The following is a 23,638-nucleotide window of genomic DNA, read 5'->3' as shown; positions in this document are numbered from 1 at the left end:
CTTCGCGGAGCTCTCCGACCTGGTCAAAGGGCTCTACCCAGAAATAACAACGAGCATTGGATGAGAGGACTTCGCAAGAATCCCGTCACTTACCGTCAAATTTGCAACTTAGGCTCAATTCCACCCCGACGTTCTTATAACATGAAATCCGCGTCTGGCCCAGACAGAGATTTGTCAGGCAAAGGGACGAAGGCAGACCCCTGGGTGCTCAAGACGCCGCCGGGCACATCTGAATTCAAGGCCTATCGCGACGAAACGCTGAATCCACCTTCGCTGGTCGTCTGGGTAGGCAAGACGGAGCTCAGGTACGACCTCCGCTGCCTGAACGACCTGCAGGTAGAACTCAAGAAGCGCGGAGATTGGACCGAGCTCGGGAGTGCAGACGAGCAGAAGCCCGCAAGGGAAGGGACGGTCGAGGCATGGGCCCGGTCGCCGAAGAACCCGGTTGGAGGCTGGTACGGCCTGAAGAAGGGCCTACGGGGAAGGTTCGCGATGTACGTCCCGCCTGTCATGGAGGTCCTGAAGCTGGCCGAAGTCGAGCACAACCCCAAGAACAACCGGATGCGCCCCGTCTGAATTCTTGACGCTCTCGTTCGCGCGCGGATGCGGGAGTCCTCCTGACCCTTGGTTCCCGCGATAGATGCCACAATAAATAACCGCACTCCACGCCATTAAAATGATGGACTCGGACGCCGGGGAAGGACGCGCAAGGCTCTACAGATGGCTGACCCGGCTAATCCTCGTGGCTCTGGTCGCGGCCGCAGCCCTCGCGGTCGCCTGGGTGATACTCCAGTGGTCCATCGCCGAGTCGGTCTACTCCACCAAGGCCGGCCTCGACTGGTTCGCCATCACGTTCTATCATGAATACACGTTCATAGCCGCAGGCCTCTTCGCCCTGCTGGTCGTCTACCCTCGGCCCGGAGGGAGCGACCTCTGGAGGCTCGGGACTGTCCTGTTCAGGCGCTTCAGGCCATTCGAGGTCGAGCAGCAAGGACTACGGGTCAGCGAGAAGCTGAACGTCTGGCTATGGGCCCTCTGGCAGACCCTCAAGTGGGCGGCCGTCTTCTATGTCTTCTCCGTGTCGGGGAGCTTCCCCCTCCTCGGCCCCACCATGAATCCCATCATGATGATGTCCATGGGCCTCGGAAACTGGGCAGACCTTCCCCGGGTGTTCGCACTCCCCCTGGCCCCGGCCTCCGGGGCGGGTTTCGTCAGCCTGATGCCCTCGATGTCTGTCCAATACGCGGTCCTTTCCTACGCCCTCTCCGCTGTCCTGCTTGTCTTCGCCGCACGAATGGTGCTTCGTCTGTTCGCCAACCTTGCCACGAGGAGGAGCGAGATCTGGATCAGGAACTTCCTGGCCCTCGTCGCCCTCGTCCTTCTCGAGACGATAGTCGGCGCGCCCTACTGGCTCATGAACATCGCCACCCCGTATGTCTACGGGATAGTCTGGAGCGCCCTCCTTCTCGCCGGGGTAGGGATCGCCTACCTCTCAAGGAGGGACATCCAAGCACCGAGGCTGAAGCTCTTCAAGGCCATCGCGGTTGTTATCGCGGTGCTCCTCCTCGTCCAGGTGGCGGCAGGGGCGTTCTACTTCTTCAACTGGAACAACAACTACCTCGCCTACTCGTGGAACCCTCAGACCCAAAAGCAGATCACAGTGACAAGGTGGGCCGCGGGCCTTGACAACATTCATGTCAACAACATCACCCGCCTGCCCACCAGCAACCCGGCGACGACCCTCGACCTCGTCCGCCAGTGGGACCAGCAGGCCGCCGCGGTCACCAACACTAAGGAGATCGGCGCCTACAACTGGATGGGCCTTGCCAGCTCCGAGATCGTCTTCTACAACGGCACCGAGTACTGGGTCTCCCCGACGACCCCCGTCTTTCCGTCGTCAGACTGGATCAGCGAGCACCTGATCTACACCCACGCCGCGAAGGTCCTCGTGATCAACACCCACACAGGCGCAGTAGTCCCGACGACCAGCGCCTTCGGGATAAGTTCCGAACCCCCCATCTACTACGGCGAGGGGGACGGCTTCAACCAGAACGTGTACCTTCACGTCCCAGGGTACGACGAGATCCAGAACGTCTCCTACACCGGGACGCCGGACTACGTCCTGGGCGGGTGGCAGAAGTCGATGTGGTTCACCTTCTCCGAAGCGCAGCTCGGCTTCGCTTTCTCAGGCCAGTCCATCGACATGCAGTGGAACAGGAACATCTTCTCCAGGGTCGGAGATGTACTGATCCCCGGCCTCACCATGGACCCATCGGCGTACATCGTTTCAGACGGGAAGAACCTCTACTACGCGGTTCAGGTCTACATCAACTACGACCTGCAGTCGGGGTTCTCCGCCAGCCCCTACCTCAGGTTCTTCGGCGTGGACCTGGTCAACATCCAGAACGGAGCGATGCAGGGGTACACCGTATCCAACCTTTTGGGGACGAACTCCTCCGACTTCGTGACGAAGTTCTACCAGAACTACTACAGCAGCTGGTCGGCTCCTCCTGCCTGGCTAGTGCCGCAGCTCAGGTATCCGGAGCAGCTCCTGGGCTCGCCCGACGTGGCAGGCCAGCTAGACTATCACTTCATCTACCACGTGAGCGACCCATTCGTCTTCAGGTCGGGCACCCAGTTCTACGAACGTGCAGGGGACAGCAACGTGCAGTACATCCCCTTCGCAGTAGGCAACCAGACGTACTTCGTCGGCCTTCAGCTCGCCCAGTACCAGGGCGTTGTCAGCAAGAACCTGGGGGCCCTCTACATCGCCTACGGCGGGGACCGTCTCGGGCAGATCTATCTCTACCAGAACCCCTCGGCATCCGCGCTGATCATCGGCCCCACTGCGGCTGAGAACGCTCTGACGACCAACCAGCAGGTGAGGACCCAGCTCACCCTCCTTCCCAACTACCGCTTCGGCTCCTACCTGCTCTACTCAGTCGGGGGCCAGCTGACATATTTCGTGGCAGTATACACCAACCCGGGGGTCACCGGCGTGGTCACCAGGCTCCCGTTCATGACCGCGGTGAACCCATCGACTGTCGCAGTCGGGGTGGGCCCTGACGCCACGGCGGCCTTCAACAGCCTCCCAGCGGGCAATACCACGACCGGGGTGACGCCCACAATGAACGCCCTGGTCCACCGGGTGGACAGCCTAGTGGCGTCTCAGGGCTTTTCACTGGTGAACGCGACGTCCGTGAATCCAACGGTCTACGTGTCCCTGGGCATCGTGTCCCTGGGCTCGGCAGGGGCCGACGCTGCAATCGCCCAGGTGGCCGGCCTCCTCCACAACTACGGACTAGGAAGCGTCAACCACACAGTCTACGCTTGGACCGACAGCTCTGGTAATCTGAACTTCGGCGTGCTCACAGTCCCGTCGCAGGGAGTCACGTACCTGTACTACGTCACAATCAAGCCGTAGACCCTAGGGTCTAGCGTCTCGCGAGGAGGATGACGACAACGACGACGAGTGCTATCAGACCCACCACGACCAGCCGCAGGGTCCCGTTCCGCTCCGAAATCATGAAGGTCGCGTTGATCTGGGCGAAGGGGCTCTTCGAGTTGAGGAGCCTCACCAGCTCCAGGGCCTCCTCGTAGACGAACTTCCCTCCGTCGACCGAGATGACGTTGTCCCCCTTCAGCACGAAAGTGTGCCCCTTGACGGCCAGGGGAAGGTTCGACCTCCTGTTCACCCAGTCGCGGAACTGTTCTTCGCTCATGGCTCTAGCGCCGTCCGTTCTCTGGACGCTTTTCTCCTTTTCCTTCAGACCCCGACCAGAGAACCAGCGGTCAGACTCTACCCCTACAGTTTCCCGCCGGTCACAGCCGCCCGCCCGCCGACGGTAAGGTCTGCCCCTCTGATGACCGCAGTGAACCCGAACCCGGCGGCAGCCACCGACCCGGCCACCATTCTGTCCTGTCCGAAGAGGTAGTCCATCTTGGGATTGGTTCCCACGATGAGGGTGGTCAGCCTCCGTTTCTCTTCAGGCACGGCTTCGATGAGCGCATCGAGCATGGACCTCCCGCCCCTGCTCTTCCAGGTGACGAGCCTCCCCTCCTTGAAGGTCAGCCGCGCATCCGAAAGCAGGCCCAGCCTTGTCACCGACTTCGAGACATCGAGCGTCCCCGAAGCCGAGCTAGGGTCGATCCCCTTCGACACGAACCCCGGCGGAACGTATGTCATGTTCTCGCCCTCCTTCCGATCTCGAGAACTCACCACCCCGTCCTCGACCGCGAGATACCCCTTCATTGTGAACCCGACTCGCGAACCCCCCGCTCGAACGGACGCCTCAGACCCGTCGGTGAACATCGAGACGAGCCGTCGCGAGGACTTCGCGACGTCCCCGAAGTCGACCAGGGCCGCGCCCAGCTGCCGTTCCTCCACCTGCTGGACAGTCCTGCCCATCATCCGAGCCATCTCCTCTCCGACGTAGCCGAAGGTCAGGCGCGCCCCCTTGAGCTTGGCCTTCTCGGCAGCCTTGTACCAGGATTCATTGTATCCGGTGGACTTCGAAATCAGCTTTGGGTCGACTTTCGTCTGGTATGCGGCGAGCAGAGGTCCTGGGATGAAAACGTAAGCGTCGGTCCCCTCGAGCATCCCGAACTCGTTGCGCCCCATCTTGCCGACGTTGTCTCTGGGCGACCGCCTGACCCCTTCGATGTACGCTTCTTCGTCCTCCAGAACCAGAGTCGCGGTGCATCCCATGGCCCTTGCCTCAGCCACCACCACCCTCGCGACGCCGAGCCCGTTGTTCCAGCACTCCACTGTGACGGCATCCCCCTTCTTGACGGCGAGGGATTCTTGGAGCACCTTCTTCGCGACCTTGGAGTAGAGGCCCGTTGATGATACCATAACCCTCATGCGGTCCTGCAGCCTCTTCTTAAGCTGAAACCTTGGCGTAACGAACGCCGCGGTCAGTAGACGTAGGCATCCATTCCTTTCGGGGTCATCTTTCGGAGGAACTTCCCCAGCTCGTCGAGAGACTCGAACTCCCTCGAAAGAAGCCTCGCGCCAGGCTCGGGAGCCCTGCCACCCCTCCTTTCGTAAACCATGACCGTGTACGTACCCGCAGACCGGGTGAGGAAGGCGAAACAGGCCTTCCTGAGATAGGACCCGACGACCCTGACCCCCGAGTCCGAGTCCAGATGGCGGATTACCTCCATGAGCTTCTCGAACGACCGAACTCTCTTCTCGAAGAACAATTCCCGCACCCCCACTGGTTCTATCGGACTCAAAAAGACTAATACCCACACGACGGTGACATTCTCACCGTCTCATGCAGAGCCGTCTCGCCGTCTACAACACCCTCACGCAGCACAAGGAATCCTTCGTCAGCATGCGTCCTGGGAAGGTGGGGATGTTCGTCTGCGGACCGACGGTCCAGGACTACATGCACCTTGGCCACGCCCGCACCTACGTCTTCTACGACGTCGTGGCGCGGTACCTCGCCCACCTCGGCTACGAAGTCAAGTTCATCCTGAACATCACCGACGTCGACGAGAGGATAACCTCCGAGGCGAAGAGAACGGGCGTGGAGCCTCTCGCCCTCGCAAGGAAGTACTCTCGGTACTTCGTCGAGGATATGGCGAAGCTCAAAGCCGATTCGATCTGCAGCTTCGAGCCAGTCTCAGAATACGTGGAGGAGATGATCGACCAGGTCGCGCTCCTCATCAGCAAGGGGCACGCCTACGTGGTCGGCGACTGGGTCTACTTCGACGTCTCGACCTTTCCGGACTTCGGGAGACTTTCCCACCAGTCTCCCCGCGAGCTTTCCCTCAGGCCCCTCGAGCTCTCCAAGAGGAAGAGGAACCTGCTCGATTTTGCTCTCTGGCGCCCCGAAACCCTGGTGGAGGGGAAGTGGGACAGTCCCTGGGGCAGGGGGTCGCCAGGGTGGCACATCCAGGACACCGCTGTCACGGCCGCCACCCTGGGCCCACAATACGACCTGCACGGCGGCGCCTACGAGCTGATCTATCCACACCACGAAGCCGAGCTCGCCGAGGCCGAGTCCCTGACGGGCCTCCGACCCTTCGTGAAGTACTGGGTCCACACCCGGCTCGTCAACATGAAGGGAGAGAAGATGTCGAAGTCCACAGGGAACGTCTACACGGTCAGGGACGCACTGCGGAACTACTCGGCTGACCAGCTCAGGATGTTCCTGCTGGGCCAGCATTACAGGAAGGACATGGACCTCCGGAGGATCGATTCCGCGGCGAAGGCCTACACCAGGCTTAGAGCTGCTGCGGCAAAGAACATGCATGCGGTGAGCGGTGTTCCCTCGGACCTCGACGAGGGATTCCTGCAGCGCTTCTGCGACGCCATGAACGACGACTTCGACACCCCGCTTGCGCTGAAGGTACTGGGCGAAGGCCTCGCGTCCCTGTCTGGAATGCGGAGCGACGGGGCGGCGGCCCGGAAACTCGCGTCAATACGCGCCGCTGGCAACATATTGGGGATCGACCTGGGCCTTGGCAAGCGGTAAGGACCTGGAGCTCAACGAAACGGGCTGGTGGTCCCACTGGGCCGACGTGCGGTGGAATGGGGAAAGGTCCTACGTCATGCTCTCCTCGGTCTTCGACGAGTACTTCTTCAACCGGGCGGGCTTCGTCGGTTGCGCCGACGGGCAGGACGACGTCGCCAAGATCGAAGCGGAGTTCGAAGCATCTGAAAGGCCCCCCTGCTTCTCGGTTCAGGGCGGCTGCGAAGAGCTCATCGGCAAGCTGAATGCTCGCGGCTATACCAAGTTCGACGAGATGGCGGTCATGCAGCTGGGCCAACCAAGGTTCAAGAAAGCGACCAGCCTGAAGGTCCTGCGAGGCCCTGACGTCAAGACAACGGAGTGGGCAGCCACATACCTCCTCTCGTTCTATGGAGACCTCTCCCTGAACGAACCTGTGGCAAGGATAGTCGAAAGGCTCGCACTGGAGCCGTCAGTCGCCCTCTTCGCAGGGGAGAAGGACGGAAAGACGGTCGGCGTACTCGGGGCGTTCAGGTCACCCGGTCTGCTAGGGGTGTACTGCATAGGCACGCTCGGGGAACACAGGGGCATGGGAATCGCGGGCGCTCTGATCCACGAAGTGAGCGCCGTCGCCTCAGCCGAGGGCCGCCTCCTGGTGCTCCAGACGATTGTCTCCGACCGGGTCGAAGACTTCTACACAAGAGGGGGCTTCCGCCGACTCTATCTCAAACATCTGATGAGACCTGAGACCTCCGGCTTAAATCGACCAGAGCGAGGGTAGGCTGGCCTTGAAGCTAGGCGTAGTCATCAACAGAGACGTGGCTGTCGGTTCTCACCCATTCAAGGACATCTTCGGTGGGTTCGAGAAGGTCGCCGCGGTCAAGGCAATCTTCGGGAGGAGCACCGACAAGATACTGACCGGCCTTGAGGTGGAAATCGAGGCTGGAAGAGGCTACATGCGGATCAACGACAAGAAGGGTTCGGTCATGGTCAACGCGAAGTACCTGAAGGACGGTGATGAAACCTACATCTACCTTGACATCGTACACGAGCTCGTCCACATAAGGCAGCACATGGAAGGGAAGGAACTCTGGGACAAGAAGTACGCCTACGTGGACAGGCCGACCGAGCTGGAGGCCTACAAGGCTGCCCTGAAAGAGGCTAGAAGGCTCGGGTTGAAGGAAGCCAAGATAATCGACTACCTGAAGGTCGACTGGGTGAGCGACGAGGACTTCAGACGGTTCCTGGGTACGCTCGGAGTGAAGGGCTGAATAGTCTAGTCGGTGGAGGTCTGAGCGAAGTCCTTGAGGAAGCGTGCCAGGCCCAGCAGAGTGTGGTTGTTCTCTGCCCTCCTCAGGCGGACTCCGTAGTCCTGGTTGCCGATCTTCACTGAAATCCTGCTCTGGTAGGGTACCTTGGTGAACATCACAGACGCGTAGTGAAGCTTCCCCGCGAGGCCCTCCTTGACGATGTCCTCGGTCGGGGGCATCGGGCTGAAGACGAATGCCACTCCTTCTGCCCAGTTCACAGTAGGCTCGGCGTGGGCCTGGCTGGCCAGGGCCTGCCTCACCATGTCCTCGAAGAGGGTCAGCCCGTCCTGCTGGATGACCTCGTGGACCACGAGCTCCGCGTACGGCGCATAGGTGACCTTGACCATACGGGGCTCCCACAAGTTCTCCGCTTAATAGAACCTGCGGAGAAGACGAGAGCCACGGATGGTCTCAGTCCAGACCGAAGGTCCGGCAAATCAGAGTGGGGATTGGTTCAGGTCGGTCCTGAGCTTCCTCAAGACCCATCCAGTGATCTGTCTATTGCTGCTGACCCCCGGAATCCCCGAGTATCTGTCGAGCTCGAGTCCCCTCAATGCAATTGTCCTCAACCCGTTCATGTTCCTATTCCAGCTTGCAGCCAACCTGGGGCTCTACGGCCCCGGGGTCCTGCTAATCCACGAAGGGAAGGTCCGCTGGAGCAAGGGGTGGGCCAGCGTCCTGATCCTGGGAGCCGCCTACGGAATCCTGGAAGAGGGGGTCGCGCTGAGCACCCTGTTCAACCCTGATGCAGGTCCCGTGGGGTCGCTCGGACAGTACGGCCACTGGCTGGGCGTGAACTGGGTATGGGCAGCGGGCATAGTTCCGTTCCATGCGATATTCAGCGTCTCGGTCCCCATCCTGCTGCTCGGTCTCGCGCTTCCTCGGACGGTCGAGGGTCGACTTCTTTCGACAAGGGGAGTGGCGGGGGCCTCCGCGATCCTTGTCGCAGACGTCCTGATATTGATGGCGGTCGTGGCCCGCGCTTCTGGCTACTGGATGGGCTGGGGTCTACTCCTTTCCAGCTTGGCTGTGATGGGCTTCCTGGTCTTGGCTGGGCGCAGGGTCTCAGCCCGAGCCCTGAGCACAAGGACGGAGCTGCCGCTGACCACGCCCCGCAGGATGGCAATCATCGGAGTTGCTTTCTTCCCCGCGGTCTTCCTAACCCAGTCAATCGGAAGGGGCGCAGGCGTGTCGCCCTCACTGGACTTCGTCCTCGTCCTTCTGGTCCAGGCACTCTTCCTGTTCTACGTCATCCGCAAGTGCGGCTCTCGGGGCAACGCTCGAGTCCTCCTTTCTCTTTCATTGGGCCTCATTCTGCCAATCGCGGCAATCGGGGTCATTGCAGAATTGCCGTTGCCCCTCACCCTGCTTGCAGACGTCGCCCTGGCCCTCTTCTTCAGGAAGCTCTGGGAAGTTTCAGGCGAGCCACCAGACCGGGAAGGCCTCCTAGGACGTCCGAGCGCAACCACCTAGGACGGTTCCAATCCCTCTGGGTCGCAAAGGGTTTTATCTGTTCGACCCTGTCTTCGGTAATTATCCATGGCAGTTCAGGCCGAGCGGAGGCTCGCCGCGATAATGTTCACCGACATCGTCGGCTACACCACCCTCTCCCAGACGAACGAATCACAGGCCCTCGAACGCCTGGAGGAGCATCGCAAGCTCCTCCGCTCCATCTTCCCGAAGCACGGGGGAAACGAGATCAAGACCATCGGAGACGCCTTCCTTGTCGAGTTCCCCAGCGCCCTTGAGGCGGTCCTCTGTTCGACAGAGATCCAGCAGCAGATGCATGACAGGTACGGGAACCTACCACAGGACAGGCGGATCCAGATCAGGGTCGGCGTCCACCTTGGCGACGTCGTCCACAGCCAGGGGGACATCTTGGGCGACGCAGTCAACGTCTCCTCCCGCATCGAGCCCCTGGCGGAGCCAGGCGGGGTCTGCATCTCCGAGCAGGTCTACGACCACGTCAGGAACAAGATCGACCACCCGCTTGAGAAGCTCGAAGGGAAGACACTAAAGAACGTCAGGCTGCCCATCGACGTCTACAAGATAGTCATGCCCTGGGAATCACAAACTGAGAAGCAAGATACGGTGTTGGACACCAAGAGGGTCGCAGTCCTTCCCCTGAAGAACATGAGCCCGGACCCAAACGATGAGTATTTCGCAGACGGCATGACCGAAGAATTGATCACCGCCCTTTCATCCGTCACTGAACTCACCGTCATAGCGAGGACCTCTATCATGCAGTACAAGGACGCGCCCAAGCGGATAGCAGACATCGGAAGGGAGCTCAACGTAGGCACCCTGATCGAGGGGAGCGTGAGGAAGGCGGGAAACAAGGTCAGGATCACAATCCAACTCATAGACGCCCGCAACGAGGGTCACCTCTGGGCCCAGAGCTACGACAAAGAACTGAACGACATATTTGCCATTCAGAGCGAGGTCGCCCAGAAGGTTGCCGAAGCGCTCAAGGTCCAACTCGTCGAGTCGGAGAAGAGGAGGATTGGAAGAGGGACGACCAAGAACCCGGAAGCGCACTCCCTCTATCTCAAGGGAATCTTCTACTGGAATAAGAGGAACCCAGAGGCCCTGAGGAGGGCAGTCGAACTCTTTGAGCAGGCAATTGTCCTCGACCAGACATTCGCGCTCGGATATGCCGCAATCGCCAATTGCTACAACGTGATCTCCGCGAACAACTACGACGATTCAGCGACCTACTATCCGAAGGCGAAGGAATACGCGTTGAAGGCCCTCTCCCTGGACGACGACCTCGCCGAAGCCCACACTGTCCTCGCAGCAGTGTCGGGGGCATACGAACGGGACCTCACCAAGGCCGAGGCAGAGTTCAAACGGGCGATAGAGCTCAACCCCAGCTACCCCACGGCACATCAGTGGTTCTCTCAGCTTCTGGCATGGGAAAAACGTCAGGCAGAGTCTTGGGCCGAGATCAACAGGGCGGTCGAGCTGAGCCCGCTCTCATTGATCATCAACACGAACCTATCGAACGCCTACTATTACAGGGGAGAGTTAGACAATGCCATCGAGCAGGCCAAGAGGGTAATTGACATGGATCCAAGTTTCTCTGGTGCCTACGCAGCCCTTGCCGAGGCCTACCTCGCGAAGTCGATGAACGCCGAGGCGTTGCAAGCCGCGGAGACCTTCGCCAAACTGGTGGACCCGGCCGAGGGAAAGCTGGGGTTCGCCTACGTGTACGCCGGGACGGAGAGACCTGACGAGTGCCGCGTCCTTCTTTCGGAGCTGGAGAAGGACTATCAGAAGACGCACGTGAGCCCGAGCTTTTTGGCACAAATCCACTTCCGCCTGGGAGAGAACGACGCAGGCTTCGAATGGCTCGAAAGGGCATACAACGCCTACGACCGGAGCATATACACAATCGCAGTCGAACGAGACCTAGACCGGGTCAGGACCGACCCAAGGTACCTCTCATTCATCGATAAGATCGGGCTGGCTCCTCACCTCCGCGAAGGCTAGAGCCGAAGCCTCTGGCAACCGCGGTCTTATTTCGAAGAGAAGATAAGGGACGCAGGAGAGAACACTTCCGCTTGCCTCTGCTGGAGATTGGAAGCCGGAGAATCGAGTACTCGGTGGTCAAGGGGGCCAGCCGGAGGTACACCTACTTCAGGTTCACGTCGAACATGATCCTGGAGGTCATCGTCCCCAGAGGGAGGCGGGTCGACCCGGAAGTGGAGATCAGGGCACAGCGAGCCTGGGTCCTCCGAGCCTACGAAAGGGCGGCAAGGACGCACCGAATCCTCGAAGCTGACAGGGTGATGTTCGACGGCAAATACCAGGACGTCGACTTCGTCGAGAGCATGGACGAGGGCCTCTTTCACGATCCGCAGAAAGGTCACATTCAGGTCAGGGCCAACGACAAACGCATGCTCAAGGAGCTGGTCAGGAGATGGTTCCTCAAGGAAACGTCAGCCTACGTGGTTCGGAAGGTCTCGGAGCTTGCTCCACTCTTCGGCGTAAGGCCCACCCGCGTTGACACCCGGGAGATCAGCAAGTGGGGGTATTGCACCCGTGGGGGCAGGCTCTCCTTCAGCTGGCAGCTCATTGCCCTCCCCGAAAGACTGCGGGAGTACGTCGTGATGCACGAGCTGACCCATCTCGTGGAGTTCAACCATTCAGCCGCTTTCAAGAAGAAGCTCGCCTCCGTCTGCCCCGACTTCCGGCAGCGAGAAAAAGAGCTCGAGAGCATCCTGCCCTACGACCGCAAGGGAGTAATGTGAGCGGCGATGAACAGGCCTACGTGAGCAGGGGCCTAGGCATCTACTCGCTGGCAAGGGGCCTCCTGCTCCACGGCAACATCAGGGTCATCGCCTTCACCAGCCTGCTGACTGGGGTCTACGTCAGCGTGCTGACCGCGGTCCTGCAACCCTTCGCAGTCCTAGGCCTCGGCGCCGGGCTCTTCACGCTGGGGCTCCTCCAATCCGTGGGAGGCAGGCCAAGCGGGTTGGCCAGTTCCCTTGTCCAGCCGTTCGCAGGCTACCTTGCCGACACCATTGGAAGGAAGCGGCTCATCGTCGCCGGGAGCGCCGTGTCCATCTGCTCAATGCTCTCTTTCCTCGAAGCCGCCCTCAGCCACAGCCTAGCGGCCCTGGCCCTCGGCTTCGTCCTCTTCGGCCTCTCCCTGATGAGCAGCCCCGCCACCCAGGCAACCATCGCTGAATCAGTGGCCATGGACCCAGCCAAGATGGCGACTGCCTTCAGCGTCGTCTTCTTCTTCGGTCAAATCCCGGGGGTTTTCGCAGCCGTCGGAGGTTTCATCGCCGATTCCCTCGGGTACTACGTGATCTTCGGCGCCGCGGCCCTCCTCGAGTCAGCGAACCTGGTCCTACTTTTGAAACTCCTGAAAGAGACGGGCGAGAGCCGCCCGCTCCGGGACTCCGGGCGGAGGCGCCGCTTTTCACTCAGGGGGGCCGTCCATCTGCCTCCCAGCCAGCTCCGCATCTTCGCCCCCTTCGCAATGGACGCATTCTCATACGGTTTGGCTGGTTCGATAATCTACGGCGTCTGGGCGAAGCGCTTCGGGTTCACCAATTCCGACATAGGCCTCATCGTCGCCACGCTTTCGGTCTCCACACTCGTCTTCCAATACCCCGCCACCAGGTTCCTCCGGAGAGTCGGGCCGAGGACGTCCCTCGTCTTCTCCGAAGCTCTAACGGTGGTAGTCATGTCGGGCTGGCTCGTCAGCACTTCTCTGCCTGTCTTCATCCTCCTCGCCGTGGTCTTCGGCGTCTCGGTCGCAACGTGGGTGCCCGCGCTGTACTCGATGATCATGTCCAGCGCTCCCCCGGAGGAGAGGGGCAGCGTCGGCGGAAAGCTCGCCGCCTTCAGGGGTCTTATCGCCGTCCCCGCGCCGATAATCGGGGGCTACCTCTTCAGCGCCTTCGGCTATTACCTTCCCGTGGCACTCGGGCTCTTCGGCGAGGTCTTGACCACCATGGCGCTGCTGAAGCTCCTTCCCAGGGGGGAACCGTAACCAATGGGAACCGGTTCTGATTCTGTTCTTACCTGTGCCTCATTAGGTCCGCGATCACGTGGTCGAGACGCTGGACTTCCAGATTGAACTTCTCCATCTCTGCCTGGTCCGCCGCTATGCTCAGCTTGTGGCTCTCGATGTTCCTCTGAATCGTGCCTATGGTCCTGTTGGTGCCGTCCAGGTTGCCCTGAAGCTCTGCCATCCTCTTGTCCATGTCCGCCTTCTGCCTCTGCAACTCAGCAAGCCTTCCCCTGCTCACCGTCAACTCCTTCTGTAGGTCTGACTCCTCCGCTTCCTGCTTCCGGATCTTGTCGTAGTACTGCTTCGCCCGCTCTTCTGTCTGCCTCTTCTTCTCCCGGGCGCTCATCAGCTCGTCGCTCACGAGGCCCATCCGATTCGATTAGTTATTTAACGCTGACATATGAAGCGGGAACTCCAATTTGGAGCGGCCAACATGAACGCCCCGACGAGATGCGGCTGGGCTCCGGCAGACGACCCGCTCTACCGCGCCTACCACGACGAGGAGTGGGGGGTACCCCTGCACGACGACAGGAAGCTGTTCGAGTACCTGGTCCTCGAGGGTGCCCAGGCGGGCCTAAGCTGGGGGACCATCCTTCGGAAGCGCGAGAACTTCAGGAAGGCCTTCGACGGCTTCGAACCGAGGAAGGTTGCGCGATACAACGACGCCAAGGTCAGGAGGCTCCTCTCCGACGCGGGCATCATCAGGAACGAGCTCAAGATTCGTTCCGCAATCCGGAACGCCGGGGCGTTCCTCGCCGTGCAGAAGGAGTTCGGCAGCTTTGACTCGTACGTCTGGCAGTTCGTGGGAGGCAAGCCGGTCATCAACAGGCGGAGGAGCCTGAAGGACCTGCCTGCGTCGACCCCGGAGTCCAAGGCCATGAGCGATGCCCTCGTCAAGCGGGGATTCGGGTTCGTCGGACCGACGATCTGCTATGCCCACATGCAGGCCACAGGCATGGTCAACGACCACCTGGTCCGCTGCTTCAGATACAAACAGCTGAGCGGGACGCGCTAATCCGAACCGCAGTCCTGACCCAGGGGGCAACCAAGGCTCTTATGTTCAGTAACGCCTGGCCCTGCAGCCGTGGCGGAACCGCGATTGGAAGAGAAGGAGGCATGCATGGCAAACTGCGAGCTCTTCGGCAAGTTTGCCGAATATTTCGAATCTCAGGTGGTCCCGCTCTGGGGCTCGGTCTACGACGACCTGGTCTCCAGGGCGCACATCACTCTCGGCCAGAGGGTCCTCGACGTCGGAACTGGCACCGGAGAGGTGGCCCTCCGCGCGAGCAGCCGGGTAGGCAGTCGAGGGGCTGTCGTCGGGGTGGACACGGAGGAAGAAATGTTGAAGATTGCCCGCCGCAAGGCGACCAGACTCTCGCTCGACAACATCGAGTTCAAAGAAATGAGCGCCGAGAGGCTGAACCTCCCCGAGGGCTCCTTCGATTCGGTCGTCGGAAACTACTCCCTCTGCTGCTGTTTCGACTACGAAGCAGCCCTCGCGACGTGCCTCAAAGTCCTGAAGCCAGGGGGGAGACTGACCTACAATCACAGCGGCCCAGGCGACCCCCTGGAGTTCCAGGTCGCCTCAAAGATCTTTGAAAAGTATCAGACGGCGACCCCTTCGAGCAAGCTGCAGCGAATCAGGAAAGCAAGTCTGGGCCAGCGAGAGGCTGTGGAGAAGTACAGGGACCCATTCGTCGCTCTGTCAGCTATGCGACGCCTCGGCTACGAAGGCGCAGAGGCATCGATCAGACAGCGGGTTATCCAATACCCGAATGCGGAGGCGTTCATCGAAAGGATGCTCGGGTTCAACTGGCGCAACGAAGCTGACGAAATGTCTGGAGAAGGCCTCCGGAAGTTTAGGTCAGAGGCGACTGCGGCGCTCGCAAGCCTCTCCGCCGGCCCCGGATTCGTGGTGGCAGACGAGATGACATTCTTCAGCGGCCGCAAGCCCTGAGCCGCGGAGGTTCACTTTCTGGTGGGTCTAGAACTTCTCTCCTGCTCCTCCGCTCGCTTCTTGAACTTCCTTCTGTTAAAGAAACTGACCAGCACGTAAAGCACGACGATAACTGCTATCACCCCGACTGACGAGAAGACCCGGAGGTAGGTGAGAACCAGGACGAAGACCACTATGATAGGCACGGCGATCAGGAGGGCCCGGCTCGTATTCATCTGCCTGCACGCGGAAGCATCCTAAATAAACAGAGGACTGTCACTTGTCGTCTACAGCATCAGTCTCGCGCCGCTCCAGTGCGTAACTCCTCGACTCCGGCCTGACCACCCTCCCGAGCCAGTAGCTCACCAGCGGCAGGTACCAAACATACAGCCTGACGGGAACCGCGAAGACCGTCCACTGCCAGAACTGAGGAGCCACAGACGCTGCCATCACAACGGCCAGGAGGACCATTCTGTTCCTCCCATTGCGAAAGAGGGCAGCAAGGGCAGGCTCGACCAGCTTCTTCTCCTCCCTGCTGATGACATGGGCGAAGGCGGCAAGCGCTGCCAGGATTCCGGCGAGGTCGAGCGCAAATAGGCTAGAAGAGAAATCCCGCAACTGAGATGCCTGGCTGGAGCTCAGGATGGGGTTCGCAACCTCGATGTTGTTCAGCAGGTAAGGGACGAGCGCCACGAGGAGCAGAAGCCCCACGTTGAGGAACGTAATCGATTGCGTCTCCAAGGGGAGGACGGACATGTAGGTCGTGTAGATTATCCAGGACGTTATCAGGATGAAGAAGGTGAACGCGAAGGCGGCTATGTGACTCCCTATCTCGCCGGAGCTCGTCGGCGGACTGGATAGAAGGGCTATCGAGCCTATGGAGAGCGAAAGTCCGAAGATGAGGTCGGCCAGCGTCTCGATTCTAGGTCGGGGTCCTCGGACCCGTGGAGCCCCTTGCAACGTTCGTCCGCGGCTCGGCCAATCTATTTGGACTTTGTCGCCTGGGCGGAGCTGGGTTCAGATCGCAAGGCCGAAGCCCTGGATGAATGACTCGGCCCTCCTCATCTCGATCAGGAAGCTCACGCCCTTCGAGGTGATCTTGTAGGAGCGGCTCTCTCCTTCCTGCCGCACCTCTATGAGCCCCTTCATGGTGAGCTCCTCCAGATACCTCACGAGCCGGTCGTGCGAGAGGTTCGCCTTGTACAGGATGTGGGTAGGCTTCGCGTTTCCTTCGTCCCTCACCGCGTTCAGGATGTCTAGGTTGATCCTAAGCGCGCTTCTCTGCTTCTCAGCCTGCCCCAACTCTTCCACTCCTGAGCAGGAAGACCAGAAGCGTCAGGAAACCTAGGAACTGGACCACGTCGCCGACCAGGAACCAGACTCCGGCCAGCGCCACCACCGAGGCGAGGAGGACTACGTGTGCGGCCAGGATGAGGGCGAACGCCGACAGGACCAGGAGGGAGAACCTGCTGCTTGCCCTTGCGTGAATTAGGGCACCCTGGAAGACTATGAACCCGAGTAGGAGCAGCACCACGAAGTAACTGACGATCGCGAAGTTGTAGAGCCCGGCAACAACCCCGACCACCCGGGGCGCCACTGCTAGTGCGGCCACCTTGGTGGCGGCCTTCCCCGACCTGCCGAACGCGAGGTAGCTGTAGCCGACCGCGAACACCACGTAGGCGACCATCTGTACCGTGAGGTAGGTGAAGGTCTCGATCACTGCCAGGACCCTCGAAGCCAGGACGTCCACCAGGGTCTGCCCCAGGGATACCGAAGTGGCTGCCTCGGCGAACAGTCCGACCCCCAGCAGCATGAAACCCGCGCTAATCGACCTGAGAAGCGGGCTCTCCGCCAGCCTGTTGAATCTGTAGGCGTAGTAGCTGGTCAGGAAGGCGACGACCCCGCTGAGGATGTTGAGGACGAAGATCAGCAGTGCGCCTACTGCCATGAGACGGCCTCAAATCCCGTCTATTAGTTTTAACCTTTCGCACGTACCGTCTGGACGTTGCGTCCAGACGCTTCCTTCCGCCCCGCTAAATACAGAGGGGCACCATAAACACCTCGAACGAAAATGAACACGAAAAGTCTGACAATAGCGACAACAGTCGGGGCGGTCGCGATCGTGGCGCTGCTCTTCGCCTACCCGGCGATGGCAGCCTCGGTCGTCCCTGGCTCCCAGAATCCCAACACGCAGCTGCTGTCACAGCAACCCCAGGACAAGACACTCCCCAAGTTCCAACTCTCCACTGGACAGACCTTCACGCTGACGAGCGTCGCCGGAGGCTACCACCAGGTCGGAGACAAATCGGTCAACGGCACGGCCTCAGGCTCGCTGACCGTCAAGGTCACGGGCACCTTCACCGGTGGATACGCCCTCTCAATCACCGGTGGCTCCGTCTCCTTCAACGGAACAACATACACAGTCTCCTCAGGCTCAGCAGAGCTGGGCCGCCACGGAGTGTACATGGTCGGCCAGGGACAGCTGGGCAGCTCAGGCCAGTTCCTCTTCGAGGGAAGGAACATCGGTAGGTTCGGCAGCGCCGACTACGGCGTCCTCCGGATCGACCTGACCAACGGCGCGCAAGAGTTCGGACTCCGGCTGCTGGTCACGATCTCATCCTAGGCTGAGCGTGGACTCACGCGGTCCGCGCCATCCCCCTTTTTCTCTTCTTGACTGACGAGGCTTAATACCGACCCTCGTCCGCGCCGTCTGCTCAGACGATGGAATACCGCAGACTCGGAAGCGCCGGCATCAAGCTCAGCGAACTCTCGCTCGGCGCATGGGTGACCTACGGGGGCCAGGTCGGGGAGGATGGGACTCTGAAATGCATGTCCGCCGCCTACGAGCTCGGGGTCAACTTCTACGACAACGCCGAGGCCTACGCCAACGGCAATGCCGAGGTCGTCATGGGGAACGTCATCAAGAAGCTCGGGTGGAGGCGCGACGACATCGTAGTCTCAAGCAAGGTCTTCTGGGGCGGCCACGGCCCGAACGAGGAAGGCCTTTCACGCAAGCACGTCTTCGAGGCCTGCCGCAACTCCCTCAGACGCCTGCAGCTGGACTACCTGGACCTCTTCTTCTGCCACAGGCCCGACCCCAACACCCCGATCGAGGAGACCGTCCGCGCCATGGACGACCTCGTCCACCAGGGGAAGGTCCTCTATTGGGGGACGTCCGAATGGAGCGCGGCGGAGATCATGCGGGCCCACGCCCTCGCGCGCGAGCTCGGCCTGACCCCTCCCCAGATGGAACAACCCCAGTACAACATGTTTCACCGAGAGCGGGTCGAGAAGGAATACCTGCCACTCTACCGCGAAATCGGGCTTGGCACCACCACCTGGAGCCCCCTCGCCTCCGGCCTCCTCAGCGGCAAGTACAACCAGGGAGTCCCAGCCGGCACCCGCGCTTCCCTCGAGGGCTACGGATGGCTCAGGGAGCACGTGACAAGACCTGAGAACATAGCGATGGTGAAGCAGCTCGAACCGATAGCCAAGGAACTTGGGTGCACGCTCGCCCAACTCGCACTCGCGTGGGTCCGGAAGAACGAGAACGTCAGCACGGTCCTCACCGGGGCCACGAGCCCGGACCAGGTGAAAGAGAACATGGCTTCCCTGGAGTTCGTCTCTGCCCTGGACGCAGACGTCCTGGGAAGGATCGACGGCGTCCTCCAGAACAGGCCCGACCTGGGGATGGGAGACTAGCCCTTTCCTGCCCTGTTGAACATCAGCAGGTAGAAGATGAGGGCGGCCAGCGTCGGCAGAGCCATCGACAGGTACGCTGACTCCAGCCCGAAGTTGGCCCAGAAAAACGCGCCCAGGACAGGGCCCAGGACGATTCCGACGTCCTCGGCTGCCCCGTACATCCCCATCATCCTTCCCGCGTACCGCCTCGGGGTCCGCACCATGAGAAGGGAGAGGGAGAGCGGGCTCACCATGGAAAAGCAGAACGCCGCCGCCACTGCCAGGGCGTCGAACCCCAGCATGGTCCCCGTCCGGGTCAGGGCAAGGAAGACGCCCAGGTTCAACGCGAGGCCCAGGGCGATGGAACTCCGCGCCCTGCGTCCGAAGGCCGCCCCAAGAAGAGGCTGGAAGAGGACGTTCGAGAAGGAGTAGAGGGAGATCATGATGGAAGCGTCGACGCTGCTCGCCCCAATGGACGCGGTCTGCGTCACCACAAGCTGCATGATACTCGTGTAGAAGACGACCCCCATGAAAAGCGGGACCGACGCCACGCTGAGGATCGAAAGGGTCCTCCAGTCTAGTCCCTGGCTCCCCTCCGACGCCGGGGGCTGGGCGACTGCCGGCTTCAGGTGTCCTGGACTCCTCTTCTTGACGAGTGTGTAAAGCGGATAGGGGACGATAGTGAGCAAGGCAGCGACATCGAACGCGTACCCGTACCCGAACCTCGAGGAGGTAACGCCCCCCACCAGGGCCCCTGCCCCGAACCCGAACGAAATCGCGCCCCCGAGCAAGCCGAACCCGGCCCCCCACCCGGACGACTCGCTCTCCCCCACGACCAGGTACCTGCCTATCACCACCATCACGGGGGAGGTCGCGCCGAGCAGGAAGGAGGCCGCGTAGGCTTCGTAGGGGGTGCTTACGAACTGGAAAAGGAAGAACGTGACGACAGCGACAACCTCGACCCCCGGCAGGGTCTTCGCCACCCCGACCTTGTCGACGACGTACCCCCAGACAGCCTCGAAGATGAGCACACCCGCCCCGCTGAACCCAAGGGCGAGCCCGACCTCGACAACAGGAAGGCCGATGGAATAGAGGTAGAGCGGGACGAAGAATCCCGTGGCTCCCCTGGCGGCATACCAGGTGAAGTACAGGGCCATCGAAGGCAGCCTGCTGCTCATGGCCGAACGCCAGGCCAACGCTTCCATCGACTTTAAACCGAGGGGTCTTTCGCTGAACTTCGATGGACGCCTCTGAAGCCGTTCGCACGAAGCTTGACGTGAGAGAGTTCAGCTCCAAGGCCGTCCCTTCGGACGTCAAGAGGGCCGTCCTCGAGGCCGCGAGGCTGACCCAGAGCGGGACCAACTCGCAGCACTGGAGGTTCATCCTCGTCCAGGACAAGGACAACCTGAAGACGATGGCAGACGACAGCTCCTGGGGCAAGTGGGTCGCAGGGGGAGATTTCGCGGTCATCGTTTGCACCGACCCCACCAAAGGCTACCACATGATAGACGCCGGGCGGGCGGTCCAAGATATGCAGCTTACAGCCTGGGACCATGGGGTCGCATCCGGGGTATTCACAGGAATCAAGGATTCAGAGTTCAGGCGGGACTTCGGGATCCCCAAGGACCTCGACCCCACAATCGTAGTCGGGTTCGGCTTCCCCGCGAGGAAACTTCATGGGAAGAAGAACCGCAAGCCCCTCACCGAGGTCGCCTTCCTGGAGCGGTACGGAACAAAGCTGAACGAAGAGCTCAGATGATAGCATGAGGACTCTGGAACTGGGAGAGAAGGCTGCAGATTTCGACCTTCCTGGGGTGGATGGCCAGCGCTACTCGCTCGGGTCATTCTCCAGCAAACCCATCCTGGCCGTGGTTTTTTGGTGCAATCACTGTCCCTACGTCAAGGCCTACGAACTCCGGACGGTTTCCATCCAGAGCGACTACGCCTCAAAGGGGGTCCAGTTCGTCGCGATAAACTCGAACGACGAGAAATCATACCCTGAAGACAGCTTCCCCGAGATGGTGAAGAGGGCGAAGGAGAAGGGGTTCAACTTCCCCTACCTCAGGGACGAGACCCAGGACGCGGTCGAGGCCTACGGCGGGGTCTGCACTCCTCACGTCTTCGTCTTCGACGGGGCCCGCACCCTGAGGTACAGGGGGAGGATCGACGATTCGAAGGAAGAGGCGAAGGTGACAACCCACGACCTCAGGAACGCACTGGAAGACCTTACCTCGGGGAGGGACGTCAGGGTCCCCGACACCAAGCCCTTCGGCTGCAGCATCAAGTGGTACTCCGTCAAACCCTAGCTCATTCAGAACCGTTATCTTTGGGAAAGAAACCGACCGGCAGCGTGTCGTATCCGACGTCGGCGAAAGGGCTGAACTACCGCGCCGTCCTCACCGAACTTACAAAGACCGGGCTCATCCTCCAGTCTGACCCCGTCCTCCCGAACATCGCCGGCATCATAGCCGGGGAGAGGATAGCCGGCTCCTGGTGGGGCCATTCCAGGGGACACGAGATCTACGGTGTGCTCAAGGGGCTGGATGCGAACCCAGACGCACTCGTCACCAGACTCGTCTCAGGCAAGGTGACGTACATTCATCGAGCTCTGTGGTCAGACTTCCTGGCGGTCGCGACATCCACCGAACCTTGGCAGACCAAAGACCTCCCAGCGGGCTCAGGCCGGCTCCTGAGCCTGGTGCGAAGGAGGGGCAAGGTGAGAATGGACCGAGTAAGCCAGAAAGGAGAGGACGCCCAGCTCAACGAAGCCGCCCGGAACATCGAAAGCCGATTGCTCGTCTACAGCGAAGAATTCCACACGGAGACGGGCGCTCACACGAAGGTCCTGACGGCCTGGTCGCACTGCCCCAAGCTCCAAGGGTTCCACCGCCATAGGACGACCTCAGGGGACGCCCGGAGGACCATCGACGCCATCGTCTCGGGCCTCAACAGCAAGTACCGCGGCACCGCGAAGCTCCCCTGGTGGCCCACACACACAATTACGCCAAAACCCGTGTAGCGCTTCGGAAACAGTGGGTCTTCCCACTAGGCCCGTTTGACCCAGACTGCGGTTCCCTCTACCCTGACTTCGTAGGAAGGCAGCTGAACCTGCGCCGGCGGCCCCACCACGACACCCGTCCTGACGTCGAACTTCGACCCGTGCCACGGACATTGGATTATCGTCCCATTCAGCTTCCCCTTCCCCACGGGCCCGCCGGCGTGGGTGCACTTGTTGGGGTGTGCGAAGAGCGTCCCTTCGATGTTGGCCACCCACACCTCGGCCCCGCCCAACTTCACGACCTTGATCGTGCCCGCGGGTATTTCCGAAACATCGGCGAACTTCTCAAACCCTCCCGTGCTCATCTTGGGACCCCCGCTCCGCCGAACCGTCCCGGCGAAGCCCTCTCTGCGAACCAATCTCCCTTCCCCTGAAGGATCCCAGGCACCTTCGAGCCGCTGAGCCAGCTCATGATGATCCCCTGGTCTCCCATCCCGACTGCGGCCGTGATGTTCTCGGCCACCTTCCCCACTATCGGGAACCAGTCCCGGGGCTTGGCCCAGGCCTCCCCCCACTGCTGTTCTATCGTGAACTCGACTCCGGGGAAGTAATACTTCAACCTCTCTCCTTCCTCCCCCAGGGCGTAGAGCTCCAGGATGAGCCTGTCCCCACGCGGATAGACCAGGTCGTACTTCTCCTCCATGCTCCAGATTATCTTCTCGACAGGAAAGACCTCCCTGACCCTCTGCGTGGGCTGGCTCGCGAGTATCACCGAAGATTCCAGGTCGAAGTGCTCTTCGAGGCCGAAGAAGGGCTCGAAGTTCGTCGCCAGGACAACTTGCGAAGACCTGACCGTCCCCTTGGGAGTCCTGACAGCCACTCCTCCGTCTTCCTCTTTCCAGTCCAGCAGGGGAGTATTCTCGTACACCTCGAGGGCGTTCAGACCTATGATTCCCGAGGCAAACCTCGCCGGATGGACCTGGCCGACTCCGTCGTAGGCCAAGCCAGCCATGAACTCTCGCAGCGGGTAAGCCTCCTTCACCTCGCGCCCCGAGAGAAGCCTGACGGGGAACCCGAAGTTCTTCATCTGGGCGTATTCCTCCTGCAGTTCCTCCACTTCGGGCTGTGTCTTTGCAACCATTATCGAGCCGCACGTCCTGACCCCGCAGACAATCGGTCCGTCCTTCGCCAACCTCACGATCTCGTCGATCACGCCCTCTGTCTCTTTCCACAGCAGCCGTGCTTTCTCCTCTCCGAAGAGCCTGATCGCAGGAACTAGATTGGTTCCGCTCCCGTAGTAGAGAACCCCCGAACTCGCGCCCGTCGCAGGGCCTCCGACTTCGTCTCTTGTAATGAGAGCGACATCAAACCCTGCCTTCTTCAGCCGGAAGGCCGTCGAGACCCCCGCCATCCCGCCCCCGACAACCAGCACGTCTTTCCGAATGTCGGTCTCAAGAGCCGGGAACCGCTTTTCGACCGGCCACAGCGGGTTGCACTGCATCTTGGCTAAGAAAGATAGCATGGGCATATGAACAAATTACCAAATTACACCCAAATCTAGGCCGTCGAAGGTTCCCTTGAATCCCAAGTCGAGCAAAGATTTGGGTGAGAATTGGGTCATTCCCTAAATACGAAACTCAGAGGATGTGCAAGTCATGGAAAACGTTCCACGCAGAACCGCAGTTTCTACCACAGTACTCGTTGGAATCGTCGTGGTCGTCCTTG

At 60.7% G+C, this 23,638-nt stretch carries 28 protein-coding genes; 16 read left to right on the top strand and 12 right to left on the bottom strand.

Going from position 1 to position 23,638, the window contains the following annotated elements; genetic code table 11:
- Positions 1-171 precede the first annotated feature (171 nt).
- Both OK438_08280 and OK438_08275 read left to right on the top strand, forming a co-directional pair.
- Positions 172-576 (top strand): hypothetical protein, encoded by a 405-nt coding sequence (locus OK438_08280; GenBank protein ID MDA4125423.1) that lies wholly within the window; start codon positions 172-174, stop codon positions 574-576.
- A gap of 100 nt (positions 577-676) precedes the next feature.
- Positions 677-3,424 carry a hypothetical protein gene (locus OK438_08275; GenBank protein ID MDA4125422.1) on the top strand — a complete coding sequence of 916 codons (2,748 nt, stop codon included), beginning with the start codon at positions 677-679 and terminating at the stop codon, positions 3,422-3,424.
- Positions 3,425-3,434: 10 nt separating this feature from the next.
- On the opposite strand, the gene OK438_08270 is transcribed toward OK438_08275, so the two are convergent.
- From OK438_08270 to OK438_08260, 3 genes are all read right to left on the bottom strand, one after another.
- Entirely contained in the window at positions 3,435-3,722 is a 288-nt protein-coding gene (locus tag OK438_08270; GenBank protein ID MDA4125421.1) for a hypothetical protein, read from the bottom strand.
- Positions 3,723-3,805: 83 nt separating this feature from the next.
- On the bottom strand, positions 3,806-4,855 hold the full coding sequence (locus OK438_08265; GenBank protein MDA4125420.1) for a hypothetical protein: 1,050 nt from the start codon (positions 4,853-4,855) through the stop codon (positions 3,806-3,808).
- A 62-nt stretch (positions 4,856-4,917) separates the two neighbouring features.
- Positions 4,918-5,205, bottom strand: a complete 288-nt coding sequence (locus tag OK438_08260; protein ID MDA4125419.1) for a hypothetical protein — start codon at positions 5,203-5,205, stop codon at positions 4,918-4,920.
- 74 nt (positions 5,206-5,279) lie between these two features.
- Here OK438_08260 and cysS point away from each other — a divergent pair, with 74 nt between their 5' ends.
- Genes cysS through OK438_08245 form a run of 3 tightly spaced genes read left to right on the top strand, consistent with a single transcriptional unit; the run spans position 5,280 to position 7,732 of the window.
- A complete protein-coding gene (gene cysS / locus OK438_08255) occupies positions 5,280-6,485 on the top strand; it encodes a cysteine--tRNA ligase (protein MDA4125418.1) in 1,206 nt (401 codons plus the stop codon).
- A complete protein-coding gene (locus OK438_08250; GenBank protein MDA4125417.1) occupies positions 6,472-7,242 on the top strand; it encodes a GNAT family N-acetyltransferase in 771 nt (256 codons plus the stop codon). The genes cysS and OK438_08250 overlap by 14 nt, the downstream gene beginning before the upstream one ends.
- A gap of 7 nt (positions 7,243-7,249) precedes the next feature.
- The gene (locus OK438_08245) at positions 7,250-7,732 is read left to right on the top strand and encodes a hypothetical protein (protein MDA4125416.1); all 483 of its coding nucleotides are present in this window, start codon (positions 7,250-7,252) and stop codon (positions 7,730-7,732) included.
- 5 nt (positions 7,733-7,737) lie between these two features.
- Here the strand turns inward: OK438_08245 and OK438_08240 are convergent, their stop codons facing one another.
- Positions 7,738-8,118, bottom strand: coding sequence for a hypothetical protein (locus OK438_08240; protein ID MDA4125415.1), 381 nt, complete (start codon positions 8,116-8,118; stop codon positions 7,738-7,740).
- A gap of 58 nt (positions 8,119-8,176) precedes the next feature.
- Here OK438_08240 and OK438_08235 point away from each other — a divergent pair, with 58 nt between their 5' ends.
- The 4 genes from OK438_08235 to OK438_08220 all read left to right on the top strand — a co-directional run bounded on the left by OK438_08235 (position 8,177) and on the right by OK438_08220 (position 13,277).
- Complete coding sequence (locus OK438_08235) at positions 8,177-9,244, top strand: hypothetical protein (protein MDA4125414.1); 1,068 nt, start codon at positions 8,177-8,179, stop codon at positions 9,242-9,244.
- Between the two features lie 66 nt (positions 9,245-9,310).
- Positions 9,311-11,263 carry a hypothetical protein gene (locus tag OK438_08230; GenBank protein MDA4125413.1) on the top strand — a complete coding sequence of 651 codons (1,953 nt, stop codon included), beginning with the start codon at positions 9,311-9,313 and terminating at the stop codon, positions 11,261-11,263.
- A gap of 71 nt (positions 11,264-11,334) precedes the next feature.
- A complete protein-coding gene (locus OK438_08225; protein MDA4125412.1) occupies positions 11,335-12,024 on the top strand; it encodes a M48 family metallopeptidase in 690 nt (229 codons plus the stop codon).
- Positions 12,021-13,277, top strand: coding sequence for an MFS transporter (locus OK438_08220; protein MDA4125411.1), 1,257 nt, complete (start codon positions 12,021-12,023; stop codon positions 13,275-13,277). The genes OK438_08225 and OK438_08220 overlap by 4 nt, the downstream gene beginning before the upstream one ends.
- Before the next feature lie 28 nt (positions 13,278-13,305).
- Here OK438_08220 and OK438_08215 read toward each other — a convergent pair whose 3' ends face one another.
- Entirely contained in the window at positions 13,306-13,659 is a 354-nt protein-coding gene (locus OK438_08215) for a hypothetical protein (GenBank protein ID MDA4125410.1), read from the bottom strand.
- 72 nt (positions 13,660-13,731) lie between these two features.
- On the opposite strand from OK438_08215, the gene OK438_08210 reads away from it, so the two are divergent.
- Positions 13,732-14,313 (top strand): DNA-3-methyladenine glycosylase I, encoded by a 582-nt coding sequence (locus OK438_08210; GenBank protein MDA4125409.1) that lies wholly within the window; start codon positions 13,732-13,734, stop codon positions 14,311-14,313.
- Between the two features lie 105 nt (positions 14,314-14,418).
- Entirely contained in the window at positions 14,419-15,255 is an 837-nt protein-coding gene (locus tag OK438_08205) for a class I SAM-dependent methyltransferase (GenBank protein ID MDA4125408.1), read from the top strand.
- A gap of 11 nt (positions 15,256-15,266) precedes the next feature.
- Here OK438_08205 and OK438_08200 read toward each other — a convergent pair whose 3' ends face one another.
- The 4 genes from OK438_08200 to OK438_08185 are packed head-to-tail and all read right to left on the bottom strand — an operon-like array spanning position 15,267 to position 17,182.
- A complete protein-coding gene (locus tag OK438_08200; protein ID MDA4125407.1) occupies positions 15,267-15,470 on the bottom strand; it encodes a hypothetical protein in 204 nt (67 codons plus the stop codon).
- 40 nt (positions 15,471-15,510) lie between these two features.
- Positions 15,511-16,194, bottom strand: a complete 684-nt coding sequence (locus OK438_08195) for a hypothetical protein (GenBank protein ID MDA4125406.1) — start codon at positions 16,192-16,194, stop codon at positions 15,511-15,513.
- Between the two features lie 57 nt (positions 16,195-16,251).
- Positions 16,252-16,536: a hypothetical protein gene (locus tag OK438_08190; GenBank protein MDA4125405.1), complete on the bottom strand. Its 285-nt coding sequence runs from the start codon at positions 16,534-16,536 to the stop codon at positions 16,252-16,254.
- The gene (locus tag OK438_08185) at positions 16,523-17,182 is read right to left on the bottom strand and encodes a hypothetical protein (protein MDA4125404.1); all 660 of its coding nucleotides are present in this window, start codon (positions 17,180-17,182) and stop codon (positions 16,523-16,525) included. The genes OK438_08190 and OK438_08185 overlap by 14 nt, the downstream gene beginning before the upstream one ends.
- 123 nt (positions 17,183-17,305) lie before the next feature.
- Here OK438_08185 and OK438_08180 point away from each other — a divergent pair, with 123 nt between their 5' ends.
- Positions 17,306-17,857 carry a hypothetical protein gene (locus OK438_08180; GenBank protein MDA4125403.1) on the top strand — a complete coding sequence of 184 codons (552 nt, stop codon included), beginning with the start codon at positions 17,306-17,308 and terminating at the stop codon, positions 17,855-17,857.
- A gap of 98 nt (positions 17,858-17,955) precedes the next feature.
- On the top strand, positions 17,956-18,936 hold the full coding sequence (locus OK438_08175) for an aldo/keto reductase (protein MDA4125402.1): 981 nt from the start codon (positions 17,956-17,958) through the stop codon (positions 18,934-18,936).
- Here the strand turns inward: OK438_08175 and OK438_08170 are convergent.
- Entirely contained in the window at positions 18,933-20,093 is a 1,161-nt protein-coding gene (locus OK438_08170; GenBank protein MDA4125401.1) for an MFS transporter, read from the bottom strand. The genes OK438_08175 and OK438_08170 overlap by 4 nt on opposite strands.
- Before the next feature lie 62 nt (positions 20,094-20,155).
- Here OK438_08170 and OK438_08165 point away from each other — a divergent pair, with 62 nt between their 5' ends.
- Genes OK438_08165 through OK438_08155 form a run of 3 tightly spaced genes read left to right on the top strand, consistent with a single transcriptional unit; the run spans position 20,156 to position 21,934 of the window.
- On the top strand, positions 20,156-20,674 hold the full coding sequence (locus OK438_08165) for a nitroreductase family protein (protein MDA4125400.1): 519 nt from the start codon (positions 20,156-20,158) through the stop codon (positions 20,672-20,674).
- Positions 20,675-20,678: 4 nt separating this feature from the next.
- The gene (locus OK438_08160; GenBank protein ID MDA4125399.1) at positions 20,679-21,221 is read left to right on the top strand and encodes a thioredoxin family protein; all 543 of its coding nucleotides are present in this window, start codon (positions 20,679-20,681) and stop codon (positions 21,219-21,221) included.
- A 20-nt stretch (positions 21,222-21,241) separates the two neighbouring features.
- On the top strand, positions 21,242-21,934 hold the full coding sequence (locus tag OK438_08155) for a hypothetical protein (GenBank protein ID MDA4125398.1): 693 nt from the start codon (positions 21,242-21,244) through the stop codon (positions 21,932-21,934).
- Positions 21,935-21,960: 26 nt separating this feature from the next.
- Here OK438_08155 and OK438_08150 read toward each other — a convergent pair whose 3' ends face one another.
- Positions 21,961-22,278 (bottom strand): Rieske 2Fe-2S domain-containing protein, encoded by a 318-nt coding sequence (locus OK438_08150; GenBank protein ID MDA4125397.1) that lies wholly within the window; start codon positions 22,276-22,278, stop codon positions 21,961-21,963.
- A complete protein-coding gene (locus OK438_08145) occupies positions 22,275-23,414 on the bottom strand; it encodes an FAD-binding oxidoreductase (protein MDA4125396.1) in 1,140 nt (379 codons plus the stop codon). The genes OK438_08150 and OK438_08145 overlap by 4 nt, the downstream gene beginning before the upstream one ends.
- Positions 23,415-23,638 lie beyond the last annotated feature (224 nt).

This window comes from Nitrososphaerota archaeon, from assembly GCA_027887005.1.
Taxonomy (GTDB): Archaea; Thermoproteota; Nitrososphaeria; order Nitrososphaerales; family Gagatemarchaeaceae; genus UBA183.
The sequence above is the reverse complement of the archived record's forward strand: the minus strand, read 5'-3'. Positions and strand labels throughout refer to the sequence as shown.

Bases quoted from the DNA above. Each gene is read 5' to 3' on its own strand.
- OK438_08275 (MDA4125422.1), top strand. From the start codon at position 677: ATGATGGACTCGGACGCCGGGGAAGGACGCGCAAGGCTCTACAGATGG.
- OK438_08270 (MDA4125421.1), bottom strand. From the start codon at position 3,722: ATGAGCGAAGAACAGTTCCGCGACTGGGTGAACAGGAGGTCGAACCTT.
- OK438_08265 (MDA4125420.1), bottom strand. From the start codon at position 4,855: ATGGTATCATCAACGGGCCTCTACTCCAAGGTCGCGAAGAAGGTGCTC.
- cysS (MDA4125418.1), top strand. From the start codon at position 5,280: ATGCAGAGCCGTCTCGCCGTCTACAACACCCTCACGCAGCACAAGGAA.
- OK438_08240 (MDA4125415.1), bottom strand. From the start codon at position 8,118: ATGGTCAAGGTCACCTATGCGCCGTACGCGGAGCTCGTGGTCCACGAG.
- OK438_08235 (MDA4125414.1), top strand. From the start codon at position 8,177: ATGGTCTCAGTCCAGACCGAAGGTCCGGCAAATCAGAGTGGGGATTGG.
- OK438_08230 (MDA4125413.1), top strand. From the start codon at position 9,311: ATGGCAGTTCAGGCCGAGCGGAGGCTCGCCGCGATAATGTTCACCGAC.
- OK438_08210 (MDA4125409.1), top strand. From the start codon at position 13,732: ATGAACGCCCCGACGAGATGCGGCTGGGCTCCGGCAGACGACCCGCTC.
- OK438_08205 (MDA4125408.1), top strand. From the start codon at position 14,419: ATGGCAAACTGCGAGCTCTTCGGCAAGTTTGCCGAATATTTCGAATCT.
- OK438_08200 (MDA4125407.1), bottom strand. From the start codon at position 15,470: ATGAATACGAGCCGGGCCCTCCTGATCGCCGTGCCTATCATAGTGGTC.
- OK438_08185 (MDA4125404.1), bottom strand. From the start codon at position 17,182: ATGGCAGTAGGCGCACTGCTGATCTTCGTCCTCAACATCCTCAGCGGG.
- OK438_08180 (MDA4125403.1), top strand. From the start codon at position 17,306: ATGAACACGAAAAGTCTGACAATAGCGACAACAGTCGGGGCGGTCGCG.
- OK438_08175 (MDA4125402.1), top strand. From the start codon at position 17,956: ATGGAATACCGCAGACTCGGAAGCGCCGGCATCAAGCTCAGCGAACTC.
- OK438_08170 (MDA4125401.1), bottom strand. From the start codon at position 20,093: ATGAGCAGCAGGCTGCCTTCGATGGCCCTGTACTTCACCTGGTATGCC.
- OK438_08165 (MDA4125400.1), top strand. From the start codon at position 20,156: ATGGACGCCTCTGAAGCCGTTCGCACGAAGCTTGACGTGAGAGAGTTC.
- OK438_08160 (MDA4125399.1), top strand. From the start codon at position 20,679: ATGAGGACTCTGGAACTGGGAGAGAAGGCTGCAGATTTCGACCTTCCT.
- OK438_08150 (MDA4125397.1), bottom strand. From the start codon at position 22,278: ATGAGCACGGGAGGGTTTGAGAAGTTCGCCGATGTTTCGGAAATACCC.
- OK438_08145 (MDA4125396.1), bottom strand. From the start codon at position 23,414: ATGCAGTGCAACCCGCTGTGGCCGGTCGAAAAGCGGTTCCCGGCTCTT.